The sequence below is a fragment of the Halobaculum sp. P14 genome (assembly GCF_051195155.1).
Classification (GTDB): Archaea; Halobacteriota; Halobacteria; order Halobacteriales; family Haloferacaceae; genus JBNTKA01.
The window spans coordinates 691,318-707,256 of sequence record NZ_JBNTKB010000001.1 but is presented as its reverse complement, the minus strand read 5'-3'; the positions used below and the strand labels follow the sequence as shown (position 1 = coordinate 707,256).

General features: G+C 70.4%; 20 protein-coding genes. 6 read left to right on the top strand and 14 right to left on the bottom strand.

Features of this window, described 5'->3' with window-relative positions; translation table 11 throughout:
* Nucleotides 1-83 precede the first annotated feature (83 nt).
* Nucleotides 84-746 (bottom strand): DUF6517 family protein, encoded by a 663-nt coding sequence (locus ACQUS7_RS03610; protein WP_435144683.1) that lies wholly within the window; start codon nt 744-746, stop codon nt 84-86.
* Between the two features lie 219 nt (nt 747-965).
* Here ACQUS7_RS03610 and ACQUS7_RS03605 point away from each other — a divergent pair, with 219 nt between their 5' ends.
* Nucleotides 966-1,961 (top strand): radical SAM protein, encoded by a 996-nt coding sequence (locus ACQUS7_RS03605; RefSeq protein ID WP_435127611.1) that lies wholly within the window; start codon nt 966-968, stop codon nt 1,959-1,961.
* 27 nt (nt 1,962-1,988) lie between these two features.
* Here the strand turns inward: ACQUS7_RS03605 and ACQUS7_RS03600 are convergent, their stop codons facing one another.
* Nucleotides 1,989-2,504 carry an NYN domain-containing protein gene (locus ACQUS7_RS03600; RefSeq protein WP_435127613.1) on the bottom strand — a complete coding sequence of 172 codons (516 nt, stop codon included), beginning with the start codon at nt 2,502-2,504 and terminating at the stop codon, nt 1,989-1,991.
* A gap of 239 nt (nt 2,505-2,743) precedes the next feature.
* Between ACQUS7_RS03600 and ACQUS7_RS03595 the strand changes: the two genes are divergently transcribed.
* Both ACQUS7_RS03595 and ACQUS7_RS03590 read left to right on the top strand, forming a co-directional pair.
* Nucleotides 2,744-3,034: a hypothetical protein gene (locus tag ACQUS7_RS03595; RefSeq protein ID WP_435144679.1), complete on the top strand. Its 291-nt coding sequence runs from the start codon at nt 2,744-2,746 to the stop codon at nt 3,032-3,034.
* Between the two features lie 106 nt (nt 3,035-3,140).
* Nucleotides 3,141-3,593 (top strand): DUF5799 family protein, encoded by a 453-nt coding sequence (locus ACQUS7_RS03590; protein WP_435144677.1) that lies wholly within the window; start codon nt 3,141-3,143, stop codon nt 3,591-3,593.
* A gap of 12 nt (nt 3,594-3,605) precedes the next feature.
* Here ACQUS7_RS03590 and ACQUS7_RS03585 read toward each other — a convergent pair whose 3' ends face one another.
* The 9 genes from ACQUS7_RS03585 to ACQUS7_RS03545 all read right to left on the bottom strand — a co-directional run bounded on the left by ACQUS7_RS03585 (nt 3,606) and on the right by ACQUS7_RS03545 (nt 12,188).
* Nucleotides 3,606-3,755 (bottom strand): DUF7557 family protein, encoded by a 150-nt coding sequence (locus ACQUS7_RS03585; protein ID WP_435127619.1) that lies wholly within the window; start codon nt 3,753-3,755, stop codon nt 3,606-3,608.
* 141 nt (nt 3,756-3,896) lie between these two features.
* Nucleotides 3,897-4,874: an isocitrate/isopropylmalate dehydrogenase family protein gene (locus ACQUS7_RS03580; RefSeq protein WP_435127621.1), complete on the bottom strand. Its 978-nt coding sequence runs from the start codon at nt 4,872-4,874 to the stop codon at nt 3,897-3,899.
* Nucleotides 4,867-5,526, bottom strand: a complete 660-nt coding sequence (leuD, locus tag ACQUS7_RS03575; RefSeq protein ID WP_435127623.1) for a 3-isopropylmalate dehydratase small subunit — start codon at nt 5,524-5,526, stop codon at nt 4,867-4,869. The genes ACQUS7_RS03580 and leuD overlap by 8 nt, the downstream gene beginning before the upstream one ends.
* Nucleotides 5,523-6,950 (bottom strand): 3-isopropylmalate dehydratase large subunit, encoded by a 1,428-nt coding sequence (gene leuC, locus ACQUS7_RS03570; protein ID WP_435144674.1) that lies wholly within the window; start codon nt 6,948-6,950, stop codon nt 5,523-5,525. The genes leuD and leuC overlap by 4 nt, the downstream gene beginning before the upstream one ends.
* The gene (locus ACQUS7_RS03565; RefSeq protein WP_435127626.1) at nt 6,947-7,090 is read right to left on the bottom strand and encodes a hypothetical protein; all 144 of its coding nucleotides are present in this window, start codon (nt 7,088-7,090) and stop codon (nt 6,947-6,949) included. Before ACQUS7_RS03565 ends, leuC begins: the two co-directional genes overlap by 4 nt.
* Nucleotides 7,083-8,126, bottom strand: coding sequence for a ketol-acid reductoisomerase (gene ilvC, locus ACQUS7_RS03560; RefSeq protein ID WP_435127627.1), 1,044 nt, complete (start codon nt 8,124-8,126; stop codon nt 7,083-7,085). Before ilvC ends, ACQUS7_RS03565 begins: the two co-directional genes overlap by 8 nt.
* Nucleotides 8,119-8,763 (bottom strand): acetolactate synthase small subunit, encoded by a 645-nt coding sequence (ilvN, locus tag ACQUS7_RS03555; protein ID WP_435128162.1) that lies wholly within the window; start codon nt 8,761-8,763, stop codon nt 8,119-8,121. Before ilvN ends, ilvC begins: the two co-directional genes overlap by 8 nt.
* 107 nt (nt 8,764-8,870) lie before the next feature.
* Nucleotides 8,871-10,634 carry a biosynthetic-type acetolactate synthase large subunit gene (gene ilvB / locus ACQUS7_RS03550; RefSeq protein WP_435144670.1) on the bottom strand — a complete coding sequence of 588 codons (1,764 nt, stop codon included), beginning with the start codon at nt 10,632-10,634 and terminating at the stop codon, nt 8,871-8,873.
* Nucleotides 10,635-11,018: 384 nt separating this feature from the next.
* Nucleotides 11,019-12,188 (bottom strand): homocitrate synthase/isopropylmalate synthase family protein, encoded by a 1,170-nt coding sequence (locus tag ACQUS7_RS03545; protein WP_435145243.1) that lies wholly within the window; start codon nt 12,186-12,188, stop codon nt 11,019-11,021.
* A gap of 407 nt (nt 12,189-12,595) precedes the next feature.
* Between ACQUS7_RS03545 and ACQUS7_RS03540 the strand changes: the two genes are divergently transcribed.
* On the top strand, nt 12,596-12,886 hold the full coding sequence (locus tag ACQUS7_RS03540) for a DUF5779 family protein (protein ID WP_435127631.1): 291 nt from the start codon (nt 12,596-12,598) through the stop codon (nt 12,884-12,886).
* A gap of 32 nt (nt 12,887-12,918) precedes the next feature.
* Here ACQUS7_RS03540 and ACQUS7_RS03535 read toward each other — a convergent pair whose 3' ends face one another.
* Nucleotides 12,919-13,422, bottom strand: coding sequence for a cupin domain-containing protein (locus ACQUS7_RS03535; protein ID WP_435144667.1), 504 nt, complete (start codon nt 13,420-13,422; stop codon nt 12,919-12,921).
* 156 nt (nt 13,423-13,578) lie between these two features.
* Nucleotides 13,579-14,358, bottom strand: coding sequence for a VOC family protein (locus tag ACQUS7_RS03530; protein ID WP_435144665.1), 780 nt, complete (start codon nt 14,356-14,358; stop codon nt 13,579-13,581).
* 53 nt (nt 14,359-14,411) lie between these two features.
* Between ACQUS7_RS03530 and ACQUS7_RS03525 the strand changes: the two genes are divergently transcribed.
* Nucleotides 14,412-15,092 carry a hypothetical protein gene (locus ACQUS7_RS03525; protein ID WP_435144662.1) on the top strand — a complete coding sequence of 227 codons (681 nt, stop codon included), beginning with the start codon at nt 14,412-14,414 and terminating at the stop codon, nt 15,090-15,092.
* Complete coding sequence (locus tag ACQUS7_RS03520) at nt 15,089-15,631, top strand: hypothetical protein (protein WP_435144659.1); 543 nt, start codon at nt 15,089-15,091, stop codon at nt 15,629-15,631. The genes ACQUS7_RS03525 and ACQUS7_RS03520 overlap by 4 nt, the downstream gene beginning before the upstream one ends.
* Before the next feature lie 36 nt (nt 15,632-15,667).
* Here ACQUS7_RS03520 and ACQUS7_RS03515 read toward each other — a convergent pair whose 3' ends face one another.
* Complete coding sequence (locus ACQUS7_RS03515) at nt 15,668-15,877, bottom strand: ribbon-helix-helix domain-containing protein (protein ID WP_435127640.1); 210 nt, start codon at nt 15,875-15,877, stop codon at nt 15,668-15,670.
* Between the last annotated feature and the right edge of the window lie 62 nt (nt 15,878-15,939).

Here is a 15,939-nt window from a genome sequence, read left to right as displayed (position 1 = left end):
CGTTGCCGCCGACGGCCAGTCGTTCGTCGCCGCCGACGGCCAGTCGTTCGTCGCCGCCGCGGTTCCGCTCCGGCCGGAGCGGCTCAGTTCCCGGCGTGCTGGACGGCCTGCATCATCGCGCGGACGTCCTCCGCCTCCCCGGACAGCAGCGTCGGGTAGGCGCCGACGCAGACGACGAAGTCGCCGCCGGCGCGCACCGCCTCCGTGACGTGCAGCGCCGTCTCGGTCGTCACGCCCGCGGCGACCGTGACGTCCGCCTCGAACAGCCCGACCTCCGCGTCCGCCCCGAGCACCGACACGGTCTCCGAGCCGGTGCGTCGCAGCCCGGAGACGCCCTCGTACTGCGTCAGCATCCGCTCTGCGAGCGCCCGCGACGACAGGTCCGCGACCGGGTTCAGCGACCGCCCGGCGATTTCGACCGCCGGCGTCGACAGCACCGCGAACAGCGCCGCGCGGTACCGGCCGACGCCTGGAATCTCGACGGCCTTGTCGTACTGCGCGAGCTGGTTCTCCACGACGACGGTGCGGCGCTGCCCGGCGATTTCGACGGGCTGCTCGATGACGAGCGGCTCCACCGACTGCTGTTCGAACCCCGTGTTCGACAGCGTCGCCGCCGGCACCGTCGCCTGCGACGCTGACACCTCGATCGGTTCGGAGCCGGTGATGGCGCCGACACAGCCGCTCGTCGCCGCCACGCCGCCGACGCCCGCCACGCCGGCCGCTCGAAGGAACTGCCGCCTGTTCATCATGCCTACCGAACGCCGCGGGCCGGCTTGAGTCTCGCGGTCGAGCCGGCCCGGGACGCCACCACCGGGCGGCCAGCTTCGGCTCCCGCTCCAGCGGCTCCGTTTTCGGTTTCGCCTCCGTCCCGCTCGTCGGCGGCGACCGGTGCGTGACCCCGTCTCACGGATGGACGCGGCGAGTCGCACCGCTTTTGCCGCTGCGCGAAGTAGCGTCGACACCGAATGATCTCGAAGGGCTGTGAACAGTGCGCCAAAGGCGGCAAGATGGTGCTGTTCGTCTACGGCTACTGCGACCAGCGCGACTGCTTTTACTGTCCGCTCGGCGAGAACCGGAAGAACGTCACGGACGTCTACGCCAACGAGCGCCTCGTCGAATCCGACGACGACGTCCTCGAGGAGGCGCACCGCATGGACGCGCTCGGCACCTCCATCACGGGCGGCGAACCGCAGGAGGCGCTCGACCGCACCTGCCACTACCTCGAACTGCTCAAAGACGAGTTCGGCGAGGACCACCACACGCACCTCTACACCGGCATCACGGGCGGCCGCGAGAACATGCGCCGCCTCTCGGAGGCCGGCCTCGACGAAATCCGGTTCCACCCGCCGGTCGAACAGTGGGGCGACCTCCACGGCACCGAGTGGGAGGACATCCTCTACGTCGCCCGCGAAGAGGGGCTGACGCCCGCCTTCGAAATCCCGGGCATCCGCGCCGAAGAGGAGTTCCTCGAGTTCCTCGACGAGGGCGCCGCCGACTTCTGTAACGTCAACGAGTTCGAGATGAGCGACGGGAACTACCGCCGCATGCAAGAGCAGGGCTTCGAACTCCAGGACGGCCACATGTCCGCCGTCGACGGCTCCAAGGAGGCCATCCTCGACGTCATGGGCGACCACGAGCGCGTCTACTTCTGTACCTCCGTGTTCAAAGACGCCGCCCAGCACCGCAACCGGCTGAAGCGCATGGCGAAGAACCTCCGCCGGCCGTTCGACGAGGTCACCGACGACGGCACGCTCGTCTACGGGAAGACGTACACCGACCCGGCCAGACTCGACGAACTCGGCGTCCCCGAGGAGTTCTACAGCGTCAAGTCCAACCACGTCGAAGTCGCGTGGTGGCTCCTCGAAGAGATGGTGCAAGACGGCGACCTCGACGACGGCGAAGTCGTCGAACAGTACCCGACCGTCGACGGAACCGTCGTCGAACGGACGCCGCTCGCGTAACGCCGACCCGCGCGCAGAAACGGACCGCTACTTCTCGATGGTGACCGCGTCGTCGGCGCTGTTCGGCAGGGCGTCCGACCGGCCGTAACTGCCGGGCGCGATGGCGAGCGTCCGGAGGCCGTACTCGTTTGCGACCTCCAGCGCCGGCTTGAAGTCGGTGTCCCGGGAGGCGACGGCGACGGTCTCGGCGCGCCGCTCCGCCGCGAACGTCGCGACGTCCACGGCGAGTTTCACGTCCACGTCGCCGCTCGTCACGACGACCTGAAAGCCGCGGGCCTCCGCCGCCTGAATCAGGCCGGGCGGCGCGTGCTCGTCGAGGTAGAGCCGGGCGGTGACGAGGTCGCCGGCCGACCGGGCCGCGTCGCGGACGTCGTCGAGGTCGACGTCGAACTCCTCGCGCAGCACGTTCGGGCCGTCGACGAACAGCGCGACGCCGCGCGGCTCTCCGGCCGGTCGCGTCGCCGCCGGCTCCTCGTCCGTCTCGCCCGCTGAGGCGTCGTCGCCGCCGCGGCCACCGCCCCGAATGCGGCGCAGGAACTCCATGGTTCGCCGTCGCCGGCGCCGCCGATACGCGTTCCGATTCCGTCCGTCTCTGCGCCTCCGATTGTCCGTCTCCGCCCCGACTCGACGTCTGCAGGCTCCGCTCGTGGCGGTGCCGAAGCGCCGAACGGTCCGGAGAGCGGTGGCTCGCTGCCCGAGACGTTGTTCGACACGCTAAATTCCTGGATTTTATTGCTGCTCGCGAAGAATAATTTATAAATTATCTACGCATACGGTGTTCTATGGCCCCGGCGGACCCGACGGTGAGCGAGGACGAGGTTCGGGCGGCAGTCAGCGAGAGCGACGTGATGGAACTGGTCGAGGTGCGGCCGGACGCGACGCCGTTCGAGGTCGTCGTCGACCAGTACGAGCGGCGAGACGGTGGCCTCGTCCACGTCGGCCGGTACCTGTACGCCGTCTCGGCCGAACCGGACTTCGACGTCGAGTCCGGCGAGCCGCCGACCCGCACCGACACTCACCTCCACTGGGCGCTCCTCGGCGAAGTTGCAGACGAGTCCGTCAGCGAGGAGTAAGCCGTTCTCCGCTCGCGCCGGAGACTGCGCCGTCTCGCCGCGGCGAGTGGACGCGTCGCCGCACCGAGGGGAAACCCACATGGTCCCCGCGCGCGTTCGGTCCCCTATGAGTGACTGGACCGACGCCATCGTCGGTGACCGCATGGCGGTCGACCGGAAGTTCTCCGAGCAGGTCAACGCCTCGCAGTTCTCGAACCAGCAGTGGGGGCTGATCATGACCGCGACGGAGTTCGACATCGAACACGCCGACGACCCCGAACGCGCCCGCATCGTCGCGGACACCGAGAGGCTCCCCGGCATCATCCCGGAGCTCGACAACATCGCGAACCAGATGAACGCCGCGGCCGGCGGCGGCGCGGACGGCGGCCGCTCCAGCGGCAACCCAATCGGCGGCTTCGTCGACGAACTCAAGTCGCTGCTCAGCGGCGGCGGCTCCGGCCCCGACCGCGAGAAACTGGAAGCGGCCGAGCGGCTCACCCAGGAGTACGCGGACGAACTCCAGCGCCACCTCGAAGAGAACGGGACCTGGGAACAGGTCCGAATCGCCTACCAGGAATAGCCGTCCGCAGCGCTACTCCGCGTCGCCCGAGTGGAACAGCGTCAGCTCCTCCGCCTCGCAGATATTGATGAGTTCAGTGACGAGCTCGTCGTAGCTCTCGCCGTCCTCGCGAAGCCCGTCCAGCCGTTCGAGCGTCTCCTCGCTCAGTTCGATTTTCGGCATACCCACCGGTTCTCCCTCCACCGGTAAAAGGGTACAGGCGGACCCGGCGGCGAACCGCCGACGGAGAACGGCGGCGGGGATGGTGACCGAGTGAGAAAAGCGGCGACGCGCCGAGCGCCTCCAAATCCGGGTTCGCGGTGATTACAGCCGGTTCAGCACCGCGTCGGCGACGTCGTCGGTGCCGGCGTCACCGCCGAGGTCCGGGGTTCGCGGCCCGTCGGCCAGCACGGACTCGACGGCGTCGCGGACGGCGGCGCCGTCGTCGTCGTAGCCGAGGTGTTCGAGCAGCATCGCGGCCGACAGAATGGCGGCCGACGGGTTCGCGACGCCGTCGCCGGCGATGTCGGGCGCGGTGCCGTGGACCGGTTCGAACAGCGCGTTGTCCGGGCCGACGTTCGCGGACGGCAGCAGCCCGAGGCCGCCGACGAGGCCGGCGGCGAGGTCCGACAGCACGTCGCCCGCGAGGTTCGGGCAGACGACGACGTCGAACGACTCCGGGTCGAGCGGCAGCCGCGTCGCGAACGCGTCCATCAGCACCTGCTCGGTGTCGACGCCGCGGTCGGCGGCGACGTCGACGACGGCATCGCGGAACCGGCCGTCGGTTTCGCGCATCACGTTCGCCTTGTGGACGACGTGGAAGCCGTCGACGTCGCGGTCGGCGACGTAGTCGCAGGCGTACTCGGCGAGCCGTTCGGACGCCGAGGTGGTGACGACGCGGGTCAGCGTCGACAGGTCGTCGCTCAGCCGGTCCTCGTGGCCGGCGTAGACGCCTTCGGTGTTCTCGCGGAGGAACACGAGGTCGGTTTCGGGGCGGAGCGCGTCGACGCCCGGGTAGGCGCGCGCGGGCCGGACGTTCACGTACGACCCGACGGCTTCCCGCAGCGGCAGGATGACGTCCGCGGCGGTTTCGCCGGCGGCGCCGAACAGCGTCGCGTCGGCGTCGGCGACCGCCTCGTACGTCTCCGCGGGCAGCGCCTCCCCGGTCTCGTCGCGGACGGCGTCGCCGGCGTCGGCCTCGACGAACGCGAAGTCGCCGACGGCGTCGAGGACGCGGCGGGCGGCCGGGACGACTTCCCGGCCGATGCCGTCGCCTTCGATGACGACGATCTCCTCAGTCATCGGCCTGCGGGAGGTGTTCGTCGGTCACGTACGGCAGCGACGCGGCGGTGTCGCGGATGGCGTCGGCGTTCGACCCCATCAGCGCCGTGGTGTCCCACTCGCCGTCGACGAGCGCGCGGCGCTGTGCGTCGTCGACCGACACGCTCAGTTCGTTGTCGCCGTAGCGGACGGTCTCGGCGGCGACGTCCACCTCGATTTCGCCGTCCGGGTTGTCGTCGACCCACTGCTGGAGCGCGTTGATGGACTCGTGGTCCGCCGTCACGGTCGGGACGCCGAGCGCGAGGCAGTTCCCCGCGAAGATTTCGGCGAACGACTCGCCGATGATGGCGTCGATTCCCCACCGCATCAGCGCCTGCGGCGCGTGTTCCCGGGACGACCCGCAGCCGAAGTTCGCGTTCGCGACCAGCACGGAGGCATCGCGGAAGCGGTCCTCGTTGAACGGGTGGTCCTTCTCGTTGTCGTCGTCGTCGAACCGCTGGTCGAAGAAGGCGAACTGGCCGAGGCCGTCGAACGTGACGACCTTCATGAACCGCGCCGGAATGATCTGGTCGGTGTCGATGTCGTTGCCGCGAATCGGGACGCCGGTGCCGCTGACGTACTCCACCGTCTCGGCGGGGCCGTCGGCGTCGGCGCCGCTGGTGTCGGCGCTCACGCCTCCACCTCCTCGCGCTCCTCCAGTTCACGGACGTCCGTGACCTCGCCGGTGACCGCGGCGGCGGCGACCATCCGCGGATTCATCAGGACGGTCCGGCCGTCCTTGCTCCCCTGCCGACCGACGAAGTTCCGGTTCGACGACGACGCGCAGGCCTCGTCGCCTTCGAGCTGGTCCTCGTTCATGCCGAGGCACATCGAACAGCCCGCGTTCCGCCAGTCGAAGCCGGCCTCGCGGAACACGTCCGCGAGCCCCTCCTCCTCGGCGGCGCGCTGGACGTGCTGGCTGCCCGGGACGACCATTGCACGGACGTCGTCGTGGACCTGGCGGCCGCGGACGACGCGGGCGGCCCGCCGCAGGTCGGGGAGCCGCGCGTTCGTACAGGAGCCGAGGAACGCGACGTCGACCTGGTAGCCCTCCATGGTGTCGCCGGGCTCGACGCGCATGTGCTCCTGTGCGCGCCGCGCCGTGTCCTGCTTGTCCGGGGCGAGTTCGTCCGGCGCCGGAATCGGCTCGGAGATACCGACGCCCTGCCCGGGCGTCGTCCCCCACGTCACCATCGGCTCGAGCGCGTCGCCGTCGATGGTGACGACGTCGTCGTACTCGGCGTCGTCGTCGGAGGCGACCGACTCCCAGTACGGCTTCAGCTCCGCGAACCGCTCGGGGTCGTCAGCGAACGCCTCCGTCTCGCGCAGCCACTCGTAGGTGGTCTCGTCCGGGTTGACGTAGCCGGCGCGCGCGCCGCCCTCGATGGACATGTTGCAGATGCTCATCCGGCCCTCCATGCCGAGCGACTCGACGGCGTCGCCGGCGTACTCGTAGACGTAGCCGACGCCGCCCTCCGTGCCGAGCTTCCGGATGATCTGCAGGATGACGTCCTTCGCTTCGACGCCGTCGCCGAGTTCGCCGGTGACGTCGATGCGGCGGACGTCCTTCTTCTCCATCGCGACACAGCCCGTCGCGAGCACGTCCCGAATCTGGGAGGTGCCGATGCCGAACGCGAGCGCGCCGAACGCGCCGTGCGTCGACGTGTGGCTGTCGCCGCAGACGATGGTCTTGCCGGGCTGAGTCAGCCCCTGCTCCGGGCCGACGACGTGGACGATGCCCTGGTCGCCAGACGACGGGTCGGAGAACTCGATGCCGGCGTCACGGACGTTCTGCTCCAGTTCGCTCATCATCTCCTCGGCGGCGTCGTCGCCGTACGGCCGCGACTGGTCCGCCGTCGGCACGATGTGGTCGACGGTCGCGTGCGTCAGTTTCGGGTAGGCGACGTCGAGGTCGCGTTCGCGGAGCATCCCGAACGCCTGCGGGCTCGTCACCTCGTGGATGAGGTGCAGCCCGACGAACAGCTGGTCCTGCCCGGTCGGCAGCTCGGTCACCTTGTGGTTCTCCCACACCTTGTCGTACAGCGTCCCCTGACTCATCCGTCGAACTCCTCGTCTGCTCGGCGCGAGGCGCCGCGCGCCCACACGTCGTTCAGTTCGGGGGACGGCGCCGCGTGGTCGACGGCCGCCATCGTTCCCGGTCGCACCTCCCGGTCCGCGTCCCCGCCGGCGTCAGTCATCCGCCGGCACCTCCGCGGCGTCCTCGTCGGCGTCGTCGCCGCCCCACGCGAACAGCGCGCGGAGGTCCGCGCCGACGTCCTCGATGTCGTGGTTCTTCTCGGCCTGCCGGAGCTGCGTGTACGACGGCCGGCCGGCCTGGTTCTCCGAAATCCACTCCCGCGCGAAGGTGCCGTCCTGCACCGCTTCGAGCACCTCCTCCATGTTCTCGCGGGCGTGCTCGTCGACGACGTCGTCGCCGCGGGTCAGCCCGCCGTACTCGGCGGTGTCGGAGACGGAGTCCCACATGCCGCCGAGCCCGTCTTCGTACATCAGGTCGACGATGAGCTTCAGCTCGTTCAGGCACTCGAAGTACGCCATCTCGCGGGAGTAGCCCGCGTCGACGAGCGTCTCGTACCCCTGTTTCACGAGCGACGTGACGCCGCCGCACAGCACCGCCTGCTCGCCGAACAGGTCCGTCTCGGTCTCCTCTTGGAACGTCGTCTCGATGACGCCGGCGCGGGTGCAGCCGATGGCGTGGGCGTACGCCAGCCCCTCCTGTTTCGCGTCGCCGGTCGCGTCCTGGTAGACGGCGAGCAGCCCCGGCGTGCCTTCGCCGGCCTCGAAGTTCCGGCGGACCAGGTGGCCCGGCGACTTCGGCGCCACCATCGTGACGTCGACGTCCTCGGGCGGCTGAATCTGGTTGTAGTGGATGTTGAAGCCGTGCGCGAACTGGAGCGTGTCGCCGGCGTCGAGTTCGTCGCGGATGTCGTCGAACACCGCGGGCTGGACCGTGTCCGGGACGAGCACGGAGACGACGTCCGCCTCCCGCGCCGCCGCCGTCGGTGTCGCCACGCGGAGCCCGTCGGCCTCGGCGGCCGCCCGCGAGGACGACCCCTTCCGCAGGCCGACGACCACGTCGACCCCGCTGTCCGCGAGGTTCTGTGCGTGGGCGTGGCCCTGGCTGCCGTAGCCGAGGACGGCCACGGTCTTGTCGTCGATGTGCGCTCGGTTCGCGTCGTCGTCGTAGTGTACGGTGGTGTCGAAGTCGTCAGTCATCCGTCTTCGTTGTGGTGTATTTCGCTTTTGGTTCGGCCGAGTGACCCGGCTCCTCGCCGGGTGTCGTCGGTGAGTCTCCGCGTGCGAGCGCCGTCTCGCCGGTCCGGGCGATCTCGATGATGCCGAACTGGCGGAAGGCGTCGACCGCGTCGTCTATCTTCTGTTCGTCGCCCGTGATCTGCACCGTGATGGTGCGCGGCCCGGCGTCCAGCGTCTGCCCCTCGTACATCTCCGTGATGGCGTGGACCTTGTCCGGCTCGTCGCCGCGCACCTTCAACAGCACGAGCTCCGCGCGCACCGCGTCCGAGTCGAGTTCGCCGACCGCGATGACGGGCGTCAGCTTCGCGAGCTGCTTTTTCGCCTGGTCGATGCCGGGGTCGGTCTCCTCGACGACGAGCGTGATGCGGGCGTGGCCCTCCACGGTCGTCTGCCCGACCGTCAGGCTCTCGATGTTGAACTGCCGCCGGGAGAACAGCCCGGACACCCGCGACAGCACGCCCGGCTCGTGTTCGACGAGCGCCGAAATCACGGCGGTGCGCTCGGTCGATTCGGCCTCCGCCTCCGGGTCGACCCGGATGCCCTGGTGGTTCCGGCGCCGCGTCGGCTGCGGTCGTTCCTCGGGCCGCGGCCCCGCCATCCCGTGGTCGGGGACGTCGGCGTCGGGGCGGCGTGCGTGGTCGGTCGCCGCGGCGTCCGCCGGGTGGTCGTCGAACTCGGCGTCCGCCGCGTCGTCGCCGCTCCCGCTCATAGCTGGTCCTCCGTCAGGGCGAACTCGCCGTTCGCGCCGCCGCTGGACACCATTGGGTAGACGTTCTCGCGCGGGTCGATGTGGGCGTCCACGACGGACGGCCCGTCGTACGCGAGCGCCTCGCTCACCACGTCGGCGACGTCGTCGTAGTCGTCGATGCGGAAGCCGCGCGCGCCGAACGCCTCCGCGAGCGCGTCGAACTCCGGCATCCAGTCGTAGTCCGACGCCATGTGGCGGCCCTCGAAGAAGGCGTCCTGCCACTGCCGGACCATCCCGATGTACTCGTTGTTCAACACGACGACCGTGACGTCGTGGTTCTCGCGGACGGCGACCGACAGCTCCTGCATCGTCATCAGGAACGAGCCGTCCCCCTCGAAGCAGACGACGTCGCGGTCGGACTCGCCCACGTCGTCGAGCGCGACGCGGGCGCCGATGGCGGCCGGCATCCCGTACCCCATCGTCCCGAGGCCGTGCGAGGAGACGAAGGTGCGCGGCTCCGTGAACGTCCAGTACTGCGCCGCCCACATCTGGTGTTGGCCGACGCCGGTGGTGACGACCGCGTCGTCGCCGGTGGCGGCGTCGAACGCCTCCACGACGAACTGCGGCTTCACCGGCTCGTCCGCCGGCGCCGCGTAGTCCATCGGGTACTCCTCGCGCCACGTCTCGCACTGCTCGCGCCACGCCGCGGCGTCCGGCGACGCCGACATCGCCGCGTCGAGCTGTTCGAGCGCCGTCCCGGCGTCGCCGACGACCGGGTAGTCGGCGTGGACGTTCTTCGAGATCTCCGCCGGGTCGATGTCGACGTGGACGACGTCGGCCTCCGGCGCGAACGTCTCGACGCCGCCGGTCAGCCGGTCGTCGAACCGGGTGCCGACCGCGACGAGACAGTCCGTGTGCGTAATGGCCATGTTCGCGTAGCCGGTACCGTGCATCCCCGCCCACGACAGGCAGAGGTCGTCGTCTTCCGGGAAGCTCCCGATGCCGGGCATCGTCGTCACGACCGGGATGCCGTGTTCGCGCGCGAACCGGCGCGCCGCCTCGGACGCGTCGCCCTTGATGACGCCGCCGCCGAACAGGCACAGCGGCCGGTCGGCGGCCTGAATCGCCTGCGCCGCCGCGTCGACCGCGTCGCGGTCCGCCTCCGGCGACGGCACCTCGCGCTTCGGCGCCTCCGGCGGCCGCGCCGGCTCGTCGGTCTCGTCGAACGAGACGTCCTTCGGCAGGTCGACGAGCGTCGGGCCGGGCCGGCCGGTGTGCGACAGCGCGAACGCCTCGCCGACCGTCTCGCCGACCGTGTCGGCGTCGCTCGCGAAGTAGTTGTGTTTCGTGATGGGCTTCGTGACGCCGGTCGTGTCGGTCTCCTGGAACGCGTCGGAGCCGACCATGTCGCTCGGCACCTGCCCGGTCAGCGCCAGCATCGCGTCCGAGTCCATCGACGCGTCCGCGATGCCGGTGACGAGGTTCGTCGCGCCCGGCCCGGACGTCGCGAGACAGACGCCGGTGTCGCCCGTGACGATGCCGTACGCGTCGGCGGCGTGGGCGGCGCCCTGCTCGTGCGCCATCGTGACGTGGTCGATGCTGGAGTCGTACAGCTCGTCGTACACCGGCATGATGGCGCCGCCCTGCACGCCGAAGGCGGTGTCTACGCCGGCCGCCTCGAGGGTCCGAATCACGGCGGCGGCGCCGGTTCCGGCCGGCGTCGCCGCCTCGTCCTCGTGCGGTTCGTCAGCGTCGCCTCGTGCGTTCGCGGATTCACTCATGGTGCGTCTCTGGTGGTCGATGTGTCATCTGGTCGGTGTCGCGGATGCCTGTCGGTCGCCGATACGGTCGAACGCGGTCAGGATGAGACGGGCTGTGTGGGGCGGTTACGCCCCTACAATACCGACTGCGAGAACGGCGCTGACGGCCGACGCTGCGCGGCGAAGCGTCCCGGCTGTGGCGGCCGTCGTCATCTCGACACAGCGTTTCGCGTCCTCGCATAAATCTCTGTCGCGGCTGGCAACGTTTCACCGCCGCGTCCGCTGCGCTCGTCGCGCTCATCGCGGTCGTCGTGGTCGTCGCGGTCGCCGAGCGGCCGCCGAACGGCACCACAGCCGGCCGGTAGACCTGTGGCTGGCGACCGGAAGCCCGCTGCCGGAGACGCATCACAGAGTCGCCTCCGGCTCGTGTTCGTCCTCGGCGTCGACGCCGACCTCCTCGGCGAACCGACGGACGTCCTCCATGGTCACCCGCGAGTCCGCGCCGTGGTCCTTGACGCGGCGCGTCACCGCGCGCACCTCGTCGTCGGTCGGCGCGTAGCCGTCCTCGGTGAGGCGCTGGCGCACCGAGTGCGTCCCGGTGTGCTTGCCGAGCACCAGTTGGCGCTCGGCGCCCACCATCTCCGGGGTCATGACGCCCGGCTCGAACGTGTCGCTGTTCTCGATGACGCCGGCCGCGTGAATCCCGGATTCGTGGCTGAACGCGTTGTCGCCGACGACCGGCTTGTTCGCCGGCACCGGCATGTCGCTGGCCTGCTCAACCAGCCGCGACAGCTCCGTGATGCGGGTCGTGTCGACGCCGGTGTCGGCGTCGTACAGCGACTCGGCGGCCATCACGACCTCTTCGAGCGCGGCGTTGCCGGCGCGCTCGCCGATGCCGTTCACCGACACCTGCATCTGGGACGCGCCGGCTTCGACCCCGGTCAGCGCGTTCCCGGCCGCGAGCCCGAAGTCGTCGTGCGTGTGCACGTCGATTCGGGCGTCGGTGTGTGCGGTGACCGTCTCGATGAGGTCGCCGAACCGGCGCGGCGTCGCGACCCCGCACGTGTCCGGGATGTTTATCCAGTCCACGCCGGCGTCGCTGACGGCTTCGATGACCTCGATGAGGAACGCCCCGTCGGTCCGGGTCGCGTCCATCGGCGAGAACATCACGTCGACGCCCGCGTCCTTCGCGCGCTCGACGGCGGCCACCGACCGCTCGACGACCTCCTCGCGCGTCGCGTGCATCGAGTCTTCGAGCTGGACGTCGCTGGTCGACGCGAACGTGTGGACCATGTCCACGCCGGCGTCCAGTGCTGCGTCGACGTCGCCGTCGACGACGCGGGCGAGCCCGCACGTCGTGACGTCGGTGGCGGCGGCGATGTCGCTGACCGCTTCGAACTCCGCGTCGGAGTTCACCGGGAAGCCCGCCTCGATGACGGCGACCCCCATCTCGGACAGCGTAGCCGCTATCTCCCGTTTCTCCTCGTAACTGAACGACGTTCGCGGCGACTGTTCGCCGTCGCGCAGCGTCGTGTCGAAAATTCGTACGTCGTCGAACTCGTCAGTGGCTCCCAGTGTGCCCTGGAAGAACTCGTTCCGCCGGGCTGGCTACCGACGAGTCCGGTGTACCGTTGGACATCGTGTCTACGTGGGGCCGAACTCCTTGTAAAGCGTTGTGGTCGGACAGGTCCGCCGAGTCCGACGCCTGCGGTCGAAGCCGCGAAAACAGCGAAAACTGCACGACGGCAACGGCTCTTATTTGAATATACGACCTCATATGTCCTAATATGCAATTGGCTCCTTTTATGCGAACGTCGCCGAGGACGGCGGACCTGCGTCGGGGCTGCGGGAACTCGGCGCCCGAGCAACAGGGGTGATTCGCTCCGGAGGACGGCCGGGTCGGCCGCGGCGTCATCGTCCGGTCGGACGGTCGTCGGACGGACGTCCGAACCCTTTTGCCCGGCGACCCCGACCGGGCGGGTATGACGGATTTCGGCCTGAACCTCCAGGACGCCGAGGAGATGCTGGAGGAGGAGGTCGCCGGCGAGGTCGTCCTCGGCGTGCTCGACGGCACCACCGACCCGGAGGTGTGGGTGCGCAACGTCGAGTACGGCAACGTCCTCGTCCTCGCGGTCGTCGGCGACCTCAACGAGCGCGCCGCCGGCTTCGCCCGCCAGGTGTCAGAACTCGGCGGCGAGCTCACCCACTTTCGCGGCTTCCTCATCGTCTCGCCGCCGAACGTCGGCATCAACACCGACCAGCTCGGCGACTGACCGCGGGACGCTCGCGCGTCGGTTCGACGCGACTACCGGAGCAGCCGGTCGACCTCAGCGCCGCACTCCGCGCAGTACAGCACGTACTCGTCGCCGTCGACCTCCGACTCCCGGTCGGTCTCTTCTCCGCAGTTCGGGCACTCCTCGCTGATGACCGCCCAGTCGGACTCCTTCGGCGCGCCGACCGCGACGAACCGCGCCGGCACGTCGCCCGTCACGGTCGCCTTGTTCGGCGCGTCCGCCGGCACGAAGAACGCCTCGCCGGTCCCGACCACGTAGTCTCCGTCCGCCGTCTCGACGGTCAACTCGCCGTCCAGCACCAGGAACACCTCCTCGTGCTCAGGGTGGCGGTGGTACCCCCACGGGACGTCCTCCCCCGGGTCGGCCTCGTAGTAGTTCAGCCCGAACTCCGAGACGCCGAGCGCCTCGTCGAGTTCCTTCTTGACCCGCGTCGGATTCGGGACGGTACTCACGTCCTCGACCGACGCCTTCGCGTAGCCGTACTCGTCGTCCGCGTCGTCGGAGTCACTCGGCATACGCGGAGCGACGTGGGCATCACAGAAAGTTCCAGTTGCCGAACCGCGGCACCGACCAGCCGCCGCCGACTTCGACGTCGGGCGGCGTCGACCTCGATTTCCGGGCGACGACGACCCCGATTCTCCCCCGCGGCTGTCGAAGTCGGCTGCTGCGGGTCAGGCTGACGGCTCGTCCGGGTCGGCGTCGGTATCGGCGTCGACATCGGCGTCGGTATCGGCGTCCTCGGCATCGTCTGCCGGGAGCAGCACGAGGTGGTGGCCGTCGGGGTCGTACAGTTCGACGGACCCGTCGCCGCGGCCGCGGGGCGTGACGGCGGCGTGGTCGCCGAAGGCGCGTTCGGCCATCGCTGCCGGGTCGCGGACGCGGACGCCGAGGTCGACGTGGACGCCGCCGCGGGCGCCGTCGATGCCGAGTTGGGGCTCCCACAGTTCCACGTCGAACTGGGTGTCGGCGCCGGCGGGGCCGCGCAGCCGGATGCGTCGACGGTTCTCGCCGCGGTCGACCGGCGTGAACCCCAGCGCGTCCCACCACTCCGCCGCGAGGTCGACGTTCGCCACCTCCAGCACCACCTCGAAGACGCCGGTCAGCCCGACGCCCCGGGCGTCGATGCCGCCGACTTCGGGCGTGTGGCCGTCCGCGTCGCGGGTGTAGACGGAGCTGAACGACCCGAACGCCATCTCGGTTGCGTCGGGGAACCGCGCCCGCCACGCCGGGAGGTCGCGGCCGACGGCGGCGAACGCGAAGTGGACGTGCAGGCCGCCGCGCGGCAGCGACGTGGGGCGGCGCAGCACGAACTCGGTGCCGTCGACGTCGAACGCCGCTTCCGTCGCGGTGCGGCGCGTCGGCACCAGCCCGAAGGCGTCTGCGTACCACGCGGCGGCGCGGCCGAGGTCGGTCACCTCCAGTGCGAGGTGGGCGAGCGCAGGGCGAGTCACGCCGACGACTCCGCGTGCCCCCCACTTAAGCCCGCGGCGACCGACCCACGACCATGCCGATGAAGGGCGACGGGACGGCCGACCCGGAACGAATCGACGAGTTCGACGGCGGTCTCAGCTGGCTCGCCTACCCGGACGAACGCATGCAGCGCGCGAGCCACGCCGTCACGGACGACGGCGACGTCTGGATTCTCGACCCGGTCGACGGCCCCGGCGTCGACGAGTTCGTCGCCTCGCTCGACGGCGACGTCGCCGGCACCGTGGTCTGTCTCGACCGCCACAAGCGAGACGCCGCCGCGGTCGCCGACCGCCACGGCGTCCCGGTGTACGTCCCGGAGTGGATGACCGGCGTCGCCGAGGAACTCGACGCGCCGGTCGAGCGCTTCGGCGACGCGCTCGGCGGGTTCGACGCCATCGCCGTGAAGCGCGGCGCCGTGCTGCCGTGGCAGGAGGTCGCCCTCTACGACGAGACCGGCGGGACGCTGTACGTTCCGGAGGCGGTCGGCACCGTCGATTTCATGACGGTCCCCGGCGAGCGACTCGGCGTCCACCCGGCGCTCCGACTGCTCCCGCCGCGCCGCCCGCTGTCCGGACTCGACCCGGACCGCGTCCTGGTCGGGCACGGCGCCGGCGTCCACGACGACGCAGCGACCGCGCTCGCCGAGGCGCTCCGTCGCTCCCGACGCACCGCGCCCGAACTGTACGCGCGGACGGCGGCGTCGATGCTGTCATGACCGCAGACCCCGGCGCCGACTCGGGCGCTGACCGCGCCGGCGACCCCGCCGGCGACGTAGCGGAGGCCGCCAACGAAGACGCCGCCACGGACGGCGACTCGGGCGGAGCGGACCCGGACCGAACCCCCGTCACCATCACCAGCGACCTGCTGTCCGTGTTGCTCGAACAGGCCGCCGAGGCCGACCCGTCGGCCGTGAACGTCGTCTTGAACACGACCCCGGCGCGCGACCTCACCGGCGTCCCGCCCGGCGTCGACCCGGAGACGCCCGTCCTCACCCACTTTTACTTCCCGGGCGCGTCCGGCTCCGTCACCGCCGTCTTCGGGATGGACCTCGGTCGGCCGCGCGGCCGCGCCCGATTCCTCTCGCACCCCGACGGCGACCCGACGCTCACCGAAGCCGACGACCTCGCCGCGGCGGTGCTGGTGGCGACGCCGCCGTACGACCAAGACGACGTGGTCGCGTACGACCGGAGCGGCGACCGGCTGGAACTCCGCGTCCTGGACGCGACGCCGCCGGAGGAACACCTCGACGGCTGAACGGACTCCTCGCGTCGACGCCGCCCGGCGACGGCGCTATTCGAGGTAGCCGAGGTCGCGAAGCTGGTCCGTTATCTCCTCGAACTCCGCCTCCGAGAGCGACCCGCGTTTCTGGTGCTGGATGACGATGCTGCGCAGCAGGAACCGGACGAGGTCGGAGGTGGACGAGAAGCTCGTCCCCTCGATGGTCTCCTCGACGCGCTCTGCGAGGTCCTTCGGAATCGAAACCGTGGTGTAGTCGGTCACGGCGGTCCGTCCGGCGCGTGAACCGATAAACGCGGCGGTGGCCGCTCTCCGGCGGGTGACGC

Excerpts from the sequence above, each read along its gene's own strand:
- ACQUS7_RS03610 (WP_435144683.1), bottom strand. The coding sequence starts at position 746 with ATGAACAGGCGGCAGTTCCTTCGAGCGGCCGGCGTGGCGGGCGTCGGC.
- ACQUS7_RS03605 (WP_435127611.1), top strand. The coding sequence starts at position 966 with ATGATCTCGAAGGGCTGTGAACAGTGCGCCAAAGGCGGCAAGATGGTG.
- ACQUS7_RS03600 (WP_435127613.1), bottom strand. The coding sequence starts at position 2,504 with ATGGAGTTCCTGCGCCGCATTCGGGGCGGTGGCCGCGGCGGCGACGAC.
- ACQUS7_RS03595 (WP_435144679.1), top strand. The coding sequence starts at position 2,744 with ATGGCCCCGGCGGACCCGACGGTGAGCGAGGACGAGGTTCGGGCGGCA.
- ACQUS7_RS03590 (WP_435144677.1), top strand. The coding sequence starts at position 3,141 with ATGAGTGACTGGACCGACGCCATCGTCGGTGACCGCATGGCGGTCGAC.
- ACQUS7_RS03585 (WP_435127619.1), bottom strand. The coding sequence starts at position 3,755 with ATGCCGAAAATCGAACTGAGCGAGGAGACGCTCGAACGGCTGGACGGG.
- ACQUS7_RS03580 (WP_435127621.1), bottom strand. The coding sequence starts at position 4,874 with ATGACTGAGGAGATCGTCGTCATCGAAGGCGACGGCATCGGCCGGGAA.
- leuC (WP_435144674.1), bottom strand. The coding sequence starts at position 6,950 with ATGAGTCAGGGGACGCTGTACGACAAGGTGTGGGAGAACCACAAGGTG.
- ACQUS7_RS03565 (WP_435127626.1), bottom strand. The coding sequence starts at position 7,090 with ATGACTGACGCCGGCGGGGACGCGGACCGGGAGGTGCGACCGGGAACG.
- ilvC (WP_435127627.1), bottom strand. The coding sequence starts at position 8,126 with ATGACTGACGACTTCGACACCACCGTACACTACGACGACGACGCGAAC.
- ilvN (WP_435128162.1), bottom strand. The coding sequence starts at position 8,763 with ATGGCGGGGCCGCGGCCCGAGGAACGACCGCAGCCGACGCGGCGCCGG.
- ilvB (WP_435144670.1), bottom strand. The coding sequence starts at position 10,634 with ATGAGTGAATCCGCGAACGCACGAGGCGACGCTGACGAACCGCACGAG.
- ACQUS7_RS03540 (WP_435127631.1), top strand. The coding sequence starts at position 12,596 with ATGACGGATTTCGGCCTGAACCTCCAGGACGCCGAGGAGATGCTGGAG.
- ACQUS7_RS03535 (WP_435144667.1), bottom strand. The coding sequence starts at position 13,422 with ATGCCGAGTGACTCCGACGACGCGGACGACGAGTACGGCTACGCGAAG.
- ACQUS7_RS03525 (WP_435144662.1), top strand. The coding sequence starts at position 14,412 with ATGCCGATGAAGGGCGACGGGACGGCCGACCCGGAACGAATCGACGAG.
- ACQUS7_RS03520 (WP_435144659.1), top strand. The coding sequence starts at position 15,089 with ATGACCGCAGACCCCGGCGCCGACTCGGGCGCTGACCGCGCCGGCGAC.